This window comes from Vreelandella glaciei, assembly GCF_013415125.1.
In the GTDB taxonomy this organism is placed as follows: Bacteria; Pseudomonadota; Gammaproteobacteria; order Pseudomonadales; family Halomonadaceae; genus Vreelandella; species Vreelandella glaciei.
This window is the reverse complement of the sequence record NZ_JACCDE010000016.1, coordinates 23,206-35,766: the sequence shown is the minus strand read 5'-3', so window position 1 is coordinate 35,766 and position 12,561 is coordinate 23,206. Positions and strand designations below refer to the sequence as shown.

The 12,561-nt window shown below is 45.3% G+C and carries 10 protein-coding genes; all 10 read left to right on the top strand.

What is annotated here, in order from left to right; genetic code table 11:
- The first annotated feature begins 5 nt into the window (after positions 1–5).
- The 10 genes from HZS80_RS12000 to HZS80_RS11955 all read left to right on the top strand — a co-directional run bounded on the left by HZS80_RS12000 (position 6) and on the right by HZS80_RS11955 (position 12,549).
- Positions 6–386 (top strand): hypothetical protein, encoded by a 381-nt coding sequence (locus tag HZS80_RS12000; protein WP_179916213.1) that lies wholly within the window; start codon positions 6–8, stop codon positions 384–386.
- A 287-nt stretch (positions 387–673) separates the two neighbouring features.
- On the top strand, positions 674–1,618 hold the full coding sequence (locus HZS80_RS11995; protein WP_179916212.1) for a sulfotransferase family protein: 945 nt from the start codon (positions 674–676) through the stop codon (positions 1,616–1,618).
- 252 nt (positions 1,619–1,870) lie between these two features.
- Positions 1,871–3,964, top strand: a complete 2,094-nt coding sequence (locus tag HZS80_RS11990) for a glycosyltransferase family 2 protein (RefSeq protein WP_179916211.1) — start codon at positions 1,871–1,873, stop codon at positions 3,962–3,964.
- Between the two features lie 108 nt (positions 3,965–4,072).
- Positions 4,073–5,176, top strand: a complete 1,104-nt coding sequence (locus HZS80_RS11985) for a glycosyltransferase family protein (RefSeq protein WP_246361974.1) — start codon at positions 4,073–4,075, stop codon at positions 5,174–5,176.
- A gap of 213 nt (positions 5,177–5,389) precedes the next feature.
- Positions 5,390–6,349: a glycosyltransferase gene (locus HZS80_RS11980; RefSeq protein ID WP_052703773.1), complete on the top strand. Its 960-nt coding sequence runs from the start codon at positions 5,390–5,392 to the stop codon at positions 6,347–6,349.
- Positions 6,342–7,142 (top strand): beta-1,6-N-acetylglucosaminyltransferase, encoded by an 801-nt coding sequence (locus HZS80_RS11975; RefSeq protein WP_179916210.1) that lies wholly within the window; start codon positions 6,342–6,344, stop codon positions 7,140–7,142. Before HZS80_RS11980 ends, HZS80_RS11975 begins: the two co-directional genes overlap by 8 nt.
- Positions 7,143–7,179: 37 nt before the next feature.
- Positions 7,180–8,184, top strand: a complete 1,005-nt coding sequence (locus HZS80_RS11970; protein WP_179916209.1) for a hypothetical protein — start codon at positions 7,180–7,182, stop codon at positions 8,182–8,184.
- A 67-nt stretch (positions 8,185–8,251) separates the two neighbouring features.
- Complete coding sequence (locus HZS80_RS11965) at positions 8,252–9,373, top strand: polysaccharide pyruvyl transferase family protein (protein WP_179916208.1); 1,122 nt, start codon at positions 8,252–8,254, stop codon at positions 9,371–9,373.
- 24 nt (positions 9,374–9,397) lie between these two features.
- Positions 9,398–10,405: a glycosyltransferase family 2 protein gene (locus HZS80_RS11960; RefSeq protein WP_179916207.1), complete on the top strand. Its 1,008-nt coding sequence runs from the start codon at positions 9,398–9,400 to the stop codon at positions 10,403–10,405.
- A gap of 2 nt (positions 10,406–10,407) precedes the next feature.
- On the top strand, positions 10,408–12,549 hold the full coding sequence (locus HZS80_RS11955) for a beta-1,6-N-acetylglucosaminyltransferase (protein ID WP_179916206.1): 2,142 nt from the start codon (positions 10,408–10,410) through the stop codon (positions 12,547–12,549).
- The last annotated feature ends 12 nt before the right edge of the window (positions 12,550–12,561 follow it).

Sequence of the window (12,561 nt, the reverse complement as noted above, 5' to 3'; positions counted from 1 at the left end):
CTCGGATGTTTAATTTCTTAAAAGGGGATAAAAGCATGGTAACTGCAACTAAAATTGGTGCTAGCGATACTGCAACTAAAATTGGTACTAGCGATACTGCAACGGCCAATGATATTGTAAAGGTGAGTCCTGAGGAGCTTGTTAAACGCATGGTGGCTTCTAATCCGAATGTGATGGGTAAGATGCCGGAAAGGCGCTTGAAGTCCATTGTGCGCGGTACTTTGGTGGCATTGGCGCAGGAAGTGAATGAGTGCCAAGAGGGGCGATTGCAAGTTCCGGGTTTAGGGCGGATTACTATTCGTCAGACTGAGGTAGAGAAGGATGGCTCTCCCGCTACTGTGAAGCGAGTTATGCTGAATCCTGCTAAGCCTAAACCTAAAGTGTAATAATGCTGACCTTTGTTAAATTAGTAGTTAGATAAAGCGATTTTTTCGCGGTAAATAAGCGGAGTTTCTCAAAAAAATGTGGTGATGTTTAACTCCGCTTTTTTGTTTTATTTTTTGCTTAATTTTTTTATTAAACAGTCTGGTAAATAATATTACTACAATATAAGCTTAAGCCTTCAGGAAGGGAAGGTGTATTTCATATTGCAAGAAATTATTGCTTAGCTAATTACGCAATAATTTCTGAGAGTGATAATTAATAGGCTGGTGATAACCAGGACGTTTCATTTATGCCCCCGATTTTTTTTGTTCATATCCCCAAAACAGCTGGCACCAGTTTTCGAAAGGCGGCTGAAGAGTTCTATAGTGCATCAAAAGTCATTTATGATTATTCCCCTGGCTCTGAAGAAACGTCGCCGTTAATTCTTGAGTGGGTCTACGAAAAGGGTGATTGGCTGGGCTGCTACCATGCGTTAGAACAGTCGGATATCGCCTTTTTAAGCGGCCATGTGCACGGCAGAAAATACATTCACCTGTTTGGAATTGACCAAACGGTGACCTTTCTGCGTGAGCCGGTGCAGCGCCTTGTGTCTGAATACAATCACTTTGTACGCCACCATGGCTACCAGGGCGATTTAGCTTCGTTTTACCGTAAGCCGCAATTTATTAACCGCCAAACCAAAATGCTTCAAAAGGTGCCTTTGGAGGGCATCGGTTTTTTGGGGTTGACGGAAGAGTACGAGGCCAGTTTGGCTATTCTTAATCAGGTTTACGAGGTGGACATACCCTCGGTTGCTATGAATATGGGCCGTGAAGACACACAGAAGGGCTATGAATTGCCTGACGCTCAGCTTGAAGAGATACGCGCACTCAATCAAGATGATATCAACCTTTACAGTAAGGCAGTGAAGCTCTTTATTCAGCGGCAAAAGCTATTTGAAGCTGGCAAGCCTTACGTACATGGTAAAATGCAGCCGCTTTCCGGTAAGGTGTTGAACGGTTGGGCTTGGTATGCTGGCAATGACGACGCTGTGAAGGTGAATATTCTTGTGGATGGCCAGCGAGTCGATACGGTCGAGGCAAAAGATCTACGCCCAGCGCAGTTGAGCCTAGCGCCGCCACGGCATGGCTACGTGGGTTTCCAATACAGTTTTGCTAAGCCTCCGGCTAAGGGGGCTAAAATTCAAGCCGTCGCGGCGGAAACAGGGCAGGTGCTTGGGCAAAAACGCGTATAATTGTTTATGAAATTTCGTTCCGAATGTAAGTAAATTTAATGCTTTTTGTAAGTCAATGGTACGCAATGTATGGAAGCTTATGCGCCAGTTTAATATGACGAGTACTCTGTGAATTTTTTTGTCTGTACACCCCGTTACAAGCCCAGCAGCCAATTACGGCGGCTAAGCAAGGATGTTAAATATGAGTGGCTATCGACCGGGGTTGATCCGCAATTCAAATTATTAAATAAACCGCTGTTACCGGGTTGGCACATGCTTGAAATAGCCATGGTGCACGACCAACCCAGTGCTGCCGTAAAACTGTATGTGGACCGTGGTGACGGCTTTCATGAAGAGAACTGTGTTTACCTGCCGCTAAAAACCGGAGTGGTCACCAAGCGCCTGTTTTGGATGTCTAGCAAAGTGCGCGGCCTGCGACTAGACCCCCTTGAAAGTGAAGGCCGCTTTGCTATTAAGCACCTGCGTTTTTCTTGGCTAACACCGTGGTTTGCCCACGACCGTTTAGCCCAGCGGTTAGTCAATATGCACTTTAAGTGGCGCGATATGCCGCCCAAAAAGGTGATTGGGGAGCTTAAGCGCAAAGCCGCTGCTTCCCATCGTCACTGGCGTCATGTTGCCCTTGAGACCTACGAAGCGACTTTTGAGCGTTTTTCTGCGCAACGCAGTTATGCCGATTGGCTAGATCAGCAACCCGCGCTAACCTCGGATGCAGTAAGTGAACGGTTGGCGCAACTGTCGTTCACGCCCTTAGTGTCCATCCTGGTACCGGTTTATAACCCTTCACTTGAGCACTTAAAAAGCTGCTTGGATTCGGTGCTAGCGCAGCACTACCCGCATTGGCAGCTGTGTATTGCGGATGATGCATCGACAAACCCTGGTGTGGCCGCTTTATTAGCGGAGTATGTTGAGAAAGATCGACGCGTTAACGTCGTTAGCCGTAAAACCAACGGGCACATTTGTGCGGCCAGCAACAGCGCCCTGGCGCTGGCAAACGGGGAGTATGTGGCGTTATTGGATCATGACGACTGCCTGACCCAAGACGCGTTACTGGCCATGGTGACGGCCATCAATGAGCATCCCCGCGCGCGCTTTTTATATAGTGATGAGGATAAAATCGATGAGGATGGCTATCGTTTTGATCCTCATTTCAAACCAGGCTGGAACCCTGATTTATTATTGGCTCAAAACTATATCTCTCACTTGGGGGTATATGAAACGGCGCTTGTGCGCGAGGTGGGTGGTTTCCGGGAAGGGTTTGAGGGCAGTCAGGACCACGACCTTGTGTTACGCATTAGCGCCGGCTTGCAAGCTGATCAGATCCTCCATGTTCCCCAGGTGCTTTATCACTGGCGTTCGGTGGTGGGCTCTACCGCCAAAGAGAGTTCAGCTAAAAGCTATACCACTGAGGCGGGGCTTAAGGCGGTATCGGACTATGTGGCGGCGCATCATAGCGGCGCCGAGGTAATCCCAGGCAATTATGCCAATACCTATCGGGTTCGCTGGCCGCTTCCTTCGCCACTGCCATTGGTTAGTTTGATGATCCCTACGCGTGACCGGGTTGAGATCCTCAAGCCGTGCGTTGAGGCTATTCTGTCGCGAAGTGATTACCACCATTTTGAGCTGCTGATTCTGGATAACCGCAGCACCTGCCCCAATACTCTTGCTTACATGCAAGAAGTGCAGGCACGAGACCCCCGTGTGCGCGTACTGCGTTGGGAGCACGCGTTTAACTATTCGGCGATTAATAACTTTGGCGCGCAGCACGCCAATGGTGAGATTATCGGCTTGGTCAATAATGATATTGAGCCGATTAATGAGAGCTGGCTTACCGAAATGGTGCGCCAAGTGTCCCGGCCTGAGATCGGTTGTGTGGGGGCCAAACTCTATTACCCGAACGACACTATTCAGCATGCCGGGGTCATCCTGGGGATTGGAGGTGTCGCTGGGCACGCCCATAAGTATTTTACGCGCAGTGCTCACGGTTATTTCACCCGGTTGCATGTTGCTCATAATCTTTCGGCGGTGACGGGGGCCTGTTTGCTGGTTCGCCGCGCTGTGTTTGATGAGGTTGGTGGGTTTAATGCTACGCATCTTAGCGTGGCGTTTAATGATGTGGATTTTTGTCTTAAGGTTAGAGAAGCTGGTTACCGTAATTTATGGACACCTTATGCGGAGCTTTATCATCATGAATCGATATCACGCGGGGCTGATGACAATGCTAAAAAACGTGCTCGCGCGGCCGCCGAGGTGGCCTTTATGCGCAAAACCTGGGGAGAAAAGTTAGATAACGACCCTGCATATAACCCTAATTTAACGCTTATACATGAAGATTTTTCACTGCGTTAAACGTTTTTTGTGTCACGGTAGTGATATCGACATTATTGAGCGTTTTTATAGGGAATAGGGATGCTCATACTGCTTGAGTGTAAAAAGGATAAATAAAGGGCCAATGTATTGATTGAATATGATCAAGAACAGCAGGGAACGCAGCAGGGCCGATGGATTATGCTGGTGGACCGTGTTCGTCCAACAGAGGATATTTATTTTTTAGTCTCGGTAGCGCCGGTACTGAGAAATCAGGGGATGTATGTCAAAGAAATTGATACGCGGCGAAACTGGTGCCCTTGGTGGCGCTCAGCTGAGTTGCCCAGCTTGTTTGAAGGCGCCAACGTGCTTATATGCCGTTCTCTGCCCCGCGCTTGGTTACACTGGTTGTTTCAGCATAAGGCTATCATCGGGCGGATTATTTATTTAATCGACGATAATATAGAAGCGGCTAGTAATGATACCACCTTGCCGATCGCTTATCGTCGGCGCATGAGGCGTGTGGCCAAGCTACAGCCTTCGATGATCGCACTCGCCGATGAGGTTGTGACGCCCAGTCAGCAGTTAGCGGAAACGTTAAGACTCAAGCATGCTCATGTCTCTGTTTTGCCCCCGCCGTTGCTTGCCCCTCTGCCACCTTTGCTCCATTTTAAGGAGCCGCCTAACGAAACCAGACCCTGGCAAGTGGGCTTTCATGGTACTCGCTCACACGTGGCTGATTTAGCGCAAATTGCTCCCGCTATTATCCAACTGCATGACCAGCGAGAGGATGTCATGTTCGAGGTGATGTTGGGTGAGCACACGCCCGAAGCGCTCAAACTATTGCACCGCTGTGTTACGCCAGCCCCACTGCCGTGGAAAGCCTTTCATGAATATCAGCGTCAGCGGCGAATACATATAGGCTTGGCACCGCTGCTACCCACTGCGTTTAACCGCGGGAAATCTTATATTAAGTTTTTGGATATTGCGGCGATGGGAGGGGTGGGCATTTTTAGCAATCGTTACCCTTACGATGAAATCATAGAGCACGGCGTAGATGGCCTATTAGCGGATGACGATCCCGCCGACTGGCTACACTGTATGCAGGTGTTGCTTGATGACCCAGAGGCGACCTTAGCCATGGCAAGGGCGGCGGCTAAAAAAGCCGCTGCCATCGGTCACCATCAGCATGCACTCTCCTTCTGGCTAGCACGTAGTACCGCCATTTCTCACTCACCGAGTACGGGTTCCTAAGTATAACCACGTTTCTCTAGAGCTTATCCTCGAAGTTGCCTACAATGATGTGCGCGATCTGCGCACAATTTCGAGGCATTCTTAGTCTTTGTTGCGTTTATTAGGGTGCTGGCTGAACAATCTGGGTAACATGTGTTCTCAGTGGTGGTAACGATGCTGTGAATACTGGTTTACAGGTGTGCAATTTGAATACAGTTAGGCCCAGAGGGTTTTATGGTTGAGTTGCAACGTAACAGCTGTTTCGATGCAGCAATTATTATACCGCTGCGCGCTAAAGCGGTTCGGCAGCCTGAAATGGTGCGTTTAATTCAGCTAGTGGAAACGCTGCCTGAGGGCTATGAGGTGATCATCGTCGATGATGGCAGCCCTCAGGCTGTTAAGCAGTGGCTCACCCATTTGGTCGAGGAGTGGCAGCACCATTCGGGTGGCCATACTCGCCGCTTTAAGCTTGTTTCCCTTGCTACCCGCTTTCGCCGCTTTTCGCTAGCCCGCGCACGCAATGCGGGGGCACGGGCAGCGGCAGCGCCCGTCGTGTTGTTTCATGATGTGGATTTTCTGGCGGCACCTTCTGTCTATCAACGTCTTCTGCGGCATATTAAAACGCAGCAGTTGGCCGCTAAGCCTGAAAACTTTTTTTGTGTACCCGTGGCCTTTCTTACGGAAGCTGCAACGGTACATTTTATGCAGGCATTTAAACGCCATCAGGAAGCGTGGTGTTTCCGTGATCGGCGTCAGTTACCTTTGGAAAGTTTGCAGTTCCTGGTTCAGGGCAGTTCATGCATTGTCATGAACCGCAAAGACTTGCTGAGTATCGGTGGCCACGATGAGGGGTTCAAAGGCCACGGCGCAGAAGATTTCGAGCTACTTCACCGGCTAGCATGCCGCTTTCCCATCGCCGAAAAGCCACCAGAATATGAGCGCAATATGGGCAGCGGCACTGTCACAGAGTACCGTGGTTTTCGTGCCTACTTCGCGTTATATGGCGAGCAGTGCCGCCAAGCAGGATGTACGCTAGTACACCTATGGCACCCCAAGCGTAAAGGGTTTGGTTACTATCGTCATAAGCAAAACTTTAAACGCTTACAGCAGGTGATGACCAATCAATTACCTGTTGAACGCCGGCCTCCTACTATTTCGCCCGCCGTTCTGTTGGATGAAGCGACTCATGGTTGATGTTTCGCTTACCTATTTAGTCCTAGCACACAACAGCACCGAACGGGTGGCGCGCTTGGTTGATCAGCTGTTGGCGCAGGATCTTAGTGGGCGGGTGATTATTCACTTTGATAAAAAATCGGGTGAGGCGCCCTATCGGTGGCTATGTGAACGGTACCATTCTCAAGCGCGCTGCTATATTTTACCGCAGCGGGCGTACTGTGGTTGGGGGCAATGGAGCCTGGTAGATGCCACGTTGCGAATGCTCCGCCATGCCCAGTCAACCTGTAAAACCGATTATTATTACCTGATGAGTGAGTACTGTTACCCCACGCAGTCGCTCAGCGCCCTGAAAAGCTATTTGGTAGCAAATAAGGGTACGAATTTTATTGAATGCGAAGATAGCCGCTGGATAAAAGGGGGGATCCGAGAAGACCGCTACTTGTATCGTCACTTTCTCAATAAGCGGAATTACCCACGCCTACATCGTTGGACATATAAAGTGCAAAAATGGCTGGGGCTGAAGCGAAAAGTGCCTCAAGACCTAACTATCCGTTTTGGCAGCCAGTGGTGGTGCCTAACACAGGAAGCTGTAGCGTATGTACTGGAGCAAGAGCCCATCTATCGCTCTTTCTTTAAATGGGTATGGATACCTGATGAATGTTTTTTACAAACATTTATTTATAAAAAAGAATTTAAGAATTTAAGTAAGCCATTAACGTATTATACTTTTTCAAGTACAGGTGAGGCTGCTACCTTCTCGACGGTTTCAGGTTCCTATCCTGGTTTCTTCTTTTTAAGAAAATTAAAGTAAGAGTCAAATGATTTTATTTAGCAAACGAAAAATTGAAATGGCTAACTTTGATAGATGTGAGGACAAGGTTTTCTTGTTTGGAGACATTTATGTAAAAATTTATATTTATGATATCAGTAAGGCATTAGTTTTTGCTTTTGCAGGTGCTGGGCATAGTGTGACAAGAGAAGACGTGATGAATGAAGTATCTCCGTGGGGGTATGATTATTTAAAAAAGAAAGGCTTGAATGTGATTGGGTTTACCAATATTAAAGGAAGTTATAATTATTATAGGGATGCTGTTTTTTTTAAATGTCTTAAAGAACTTGCGAAAAAACTGCCTGATTTTAAAGAAAGGCTAGCGTATGGCGGCAGTATGGGAGGATATGCTGCTTCAGCATTTTCCAATGTACTTGGTGTCGATCGGTTGCTGTTGCTAAATCCAATCTCGACGCGAAACAAAGAAATAGCATCATGGGATTATGAAGCGAAAAGGGCACTCAGCTCTTTTCACTTTGATTGGAAGGGAGAGTTCGCTGATGGAGCAGACACGAATGCTTGTGGGTATGTAGTTTATGACCCGCTCTACGAGCTCGATAAAAAACATGCTATAAGATATTCGACCCTTGAAAAACTAAAGGTACCTGGCCTTGGCCACTCGATAGCAACGTATCTTCATGAGATGAAGATGCTTAATTGGCTTGTTGATTCATTTATTGAAAATTCAATTGATATAGAGAAGTTTCATGAGCTTGCGCGTAGCAAAAGAAAAATTAAGCGTTACTATGATTGGATGCTGAGTGACGAGAATAAGTATTTAACGGATAGAAGAGCCAAGGTTTTTTTGCGCCATTGCAACTCTCTCTTTTCAAAAGGAAAAACGTCTGAAAGATTGTCTGATGCGGATGTGGAAATGGCAATGTCTATTGCAGATATTTTGTCCAAGACTGACTTGGTTGACTCTATCAAATTCTTAAAGATAATACACGGCAATCGACCCGACATAAAGGCTGTTAGATTAAAAATACTAGAGTATAGAAGTCTGATTAAAGTGCTAGAATGAAGTAAAGCAGTCTCTTTTGGGATGCGGCTTTTAAAAGTATTTTGGATTTCATGTTGGGAGTTAAGTTTTGAATATTGTTCTTATCGGTGGTGCCGGTGCGCCCAATTACGGTGATGAGTTGATTGTTAAAGGTTGGATAGACTTTTTCAAAGAGCATCTACCTGGGTCAACGGTTACGTTATATGAAAATATAGCGGATAAAGAAAAGAAACTACACGGTGAAACAAGAAATATTAAATTTAAAGATGACTTGGTTAAAGTGGCCAAAAGCTTCTCTGAAATAGGTTTTTGGGAACAGGTGCTTCGGGGCTACCATTTTATCGATAATGGTGGCGTCGAGAAGTATCACCAATATGATCTTAAACCGTTTTTTGAAGCTGACATAGTTCACCTTCACGGTGGGGGGTATTTGAATAATTATGATCCTGAGAAGGGCTTTTACATCGGCTTTCTTGCTTCTTTAAAAGAAAAATACGGAAAAAAAATAGTCGCTACAGGGATCGGTTTTGGCCCTGCACCAGAGCCAAAGAAAGAACAGCTAGAGCTGCTAAATAACATCTTTGCACATTATCATGCTTTCGAACTACGCGATGTTGACAATTTTAGATGGCTTAAGAGTAAATTTACTAACGGTCATTTTGTTAATGGTTTGGATGATTGCTATTTGTATGCCATTACCGATATTGTCAAAAAGGATAATTCAAAAAAGAGGCTCTATCTTTCTTTTCTTGCGTATAATTTGAATAAAGTTACTTCAGAGTATTGGGATAATTTGCAGGCATTTTCTGCTACGTTTGATGAGGTTTTGTTTTTCGAAAGCTACCCTTGGCAGGATAATGAGGTTTTTGACATTGTTAAAAAGAAAATTCCAGCCGCCCAAAAGCTAGTAATTAAAGATTCGCTCTATAAAAAAATTAACGTCGGTCCTAATGATTTCGCTATATGTGCTCGCTTCCATGTGCACTTTATACTGGCTAGAGCGGGTGTAAATGGTATCTACTCAAAAGATAGCAAGTATTATAACGTGAAGCATCAGTCGATTGTTGACCGTGGATCTGACATGAAGTTTACTGATTTCACTCAGTTTTCGCCCCCTGTTGTGACTGAAAAAGAAGCATATATTGCTCAGCAAGACGTATGCTTGCATGAGCAGAAATTAGGTTTCTGCCAATCACTTTATTTGCCATAAATTTTAGTAACTGCCGGGGCGATCATGTTTAAGATTTTTAAAAAGCAATGGAGTTGGTTAAGTGAAATTTACCCCTATGCTCGTGCAGCCTATTCCAGCGGAAAAAGTCTGACACGAGTTAAAAAAGGGAGTGCGAGTTATTCGACAAATAGTATTCTTCTATTCTCAACAATGAAAAATGAAGGGCACCGGCTTGCCTTCTTTTTAGATTATTACCGTCGTCTTGGCGTTGATCATTTTTTTATTGCCGATAATGGTTCTACTGATAATACCACTGCGCTATTGGCTGAACAGCCGGATGTTACCCACTATTATACGAAGGGTAGCTATAAAGACTCTAATTTTGGAATGCACTGGCTTAATAATTTGCTTTTCCGTTATGGCCGTGGGCACTGGTGTTTTACTTGTGATCCTGATGAATTTTTTGTTTATCCGCATATGGAAACGCGCGATCTGCGAGATCTTACTCAGTATTTGGAAGCTATAAAACAGGACTCATTTTTTACTATCATGCTTGATATGTACAGCGATAAAGCTGTTGCTGATACTTTCTATGAAGAAGGGACAGACCCACTAAACGCCTGCCCTTATTTCGATGGTTATGGTTATTCAAAACAGTACAATGGAAATTATCGAAATTTGTATGTGCAGGGTGGCGTTAGGCGTCGAGTGTTTTCTAAACAACAACCAGCTAGTTCACCAGCATTGAATAAAGTACCTCTTGTTAAATGGAAATGGAACTATGTCTATATTTCCTCTATGCACATGATGTTGCCACGTCGCTTAAATCGCTGCATAGATGAACGTATGGTAACGGGGGCGCTGCTGCATTTTAAATTCATTAGTCAGTTAAATGATAAAGTAAAGCAGGAAATGATTGCTAAGCAGCATTATAACGATTCTGCTGAATATAAGCAGTATGGCGCTGTGATTGATCAGAAAGATATACTCTATGATCAGCATGTATCGGTACCTTTTAAAGGATGGAAAGATCTGGCTAAACGCGGGCTAATAAATTTAGGAGGTTGGTAATAGTGAAAGTGTCATTCGTTTTGCTCGCACACGAGAAGCCAGAACAGCTTAAAGATTTATTAGGGTCGCTACTGAGCGCTGGTAGTAACGTGTTTGTGCACCATGATGCCTCTAGTGGGGGCGATTTATCTGCTGCTGTGGCAGATTGGGGCTACGATCAACTGCCCGGCAATATTTATTTTGCTGAGCGTGTAAAAGTGGTGTGGGGTGAGTGGTCTATTGTGCAGGCTACCCTTAATTGTATGGCTGCCATTCAACAGCACGATGTGGACAGCGATTATTTTATGCTGATTTCTGGCTCGTGTATGCCGGTTAAACCGATACAGTTGCTTGAACACTTTTTAGCGGAAAGTGGCCAGGATCACATTGAAGCTGTCAATGCGGAAAAAAATAAATGGGTGACCGCAGGGCTTCAGAAACAGCGTTGGTCGAAGTACCATTTTTTTAACTGGCGTTACCAAACATTTTGGTTTGATTGGTCGCTTAAGTTGCAGCGCAAGCTGAAAATAAAGCGTGCGATACCGCTGAATCATACGGCTCATATGGGATCGCAGTGGTGGTGCTTACGGCGAAGTACTGTATTTAGCGTTCTTGATCTTTACCGCAGTCATCCGGCATTGAAGACATTTTATCGGCGCACTTGGGTGCCCGATGAGCTTTTTTTTCAAACCATGGTGGCTAATCTCATACCCAATGAGCAAATTAGTGATGAATTAATCACTCGCTATAAGTTTAATAACTGGGGGATTCCAAGGGTTTATTATGATGATGACTATCCCGAGTTATTAGGCGAAAATCGCTTTTTCGTTCGGAAGGTCAGTTATCGCGCTCACCAGCTTCGTGATCGCTTAGCTAGGATTGCGCCACTTGACATTAGTGAGTTCGCTAATTTGCTTGAAGGTGCTGAAGCCGAACGTCTCTACTTGGAAGAGCGCTCTGCAATGTTGAGGGGGATAGAGCAGCATCGTTGGCATAGTCTTGATTCTAGCTATGAAAACCCCTATGACTATGTAAAATCTATTCCTAACCCGATGTTGATATTAATCGGATCTGAGCCCGAAACCAAATACCAAGCTTTGCTAGAATTAAATAAACTCCAGCACACCGTGGTATATGGAGACTTATTTGATAATACGGAGGTCGGTGCTGGTTATAGTCATCGGCATGGTTTGATAGCTGAGCCCGATGCGGTAACGTTAATGCAGCATCAGTGGCACCAGCAGTTAGGGGATATTGCTTTTCAGAATCCTGGTAAAACAATTATTTTTTCCCTTGGCGATAATGCTTTAAGGTATTTGGAAATACTGCGCTGGAACAGTGACTGTCATGTAATAATGATAGACCGAAGTCGTGTTGCACCAATTAATAAAGCGCTTATGGAAGATCTTTATTTAAAAAGTAAAGTTCTTCATCTTTTGCAAAATAGAAACTGTGAATTGAGTCGTTTGTCACTACCATTAGTGGGAGAGCTGGTTGCTTCCCTTGATGGTAAATACACGACTTCTCGTTCCTTCAATAGCTTTCTGCGCTTTTATCAAGCCAAAGTCCGTTGGCCAGCGTTGCTTTCAGCTGAGCATAATCATTGGGATTTTTTAAAGTCTATTTACTCAAAAATAGTGGTGTTTGTCTATGATGAAGAACATGCCTTAGAGGGCGTTCAAGCATTTTTAAAGGATAAGCTTGGTTCAGAGCTTTACCATGACCCATTCTCAGTTGCCTCCCAAGACGATAACTCTTTAGATTGGCACTATTACCTTGCTGATTTATCCCACTTGAATGCTAAAGTGAATCAAGGAGTGTTGGCATTCGCTTTAAATGTTTCTTCCATTGGCTACCTTGATACCTTGCGTTGGAAGCGGAATCTAATGGTGGTGGCTTTAGAAGATGAAAAAGTACAGGATAAAAGTGCCAGTCAGCTTACGTTTACCCTCCGTGGTGCCCAGCAGGTTTATCAGCGGGCCGCTAGTGGCCATGCGTTCCGGCGCTTGGATGTGTTAATGCGCGATAGGCGCTGCAGTTATGCGGCAGTCCCTCCCTTTGAACAGCGTTGGATTGAGGAGGAGCTGTATAGCTTCTTACAATTTACACCCTTAAAAGTTAATGCTCCGTTAGCTGGTGAGTCGATTAAGTTCTCTGCTTCTTAAGATTTATAAGAT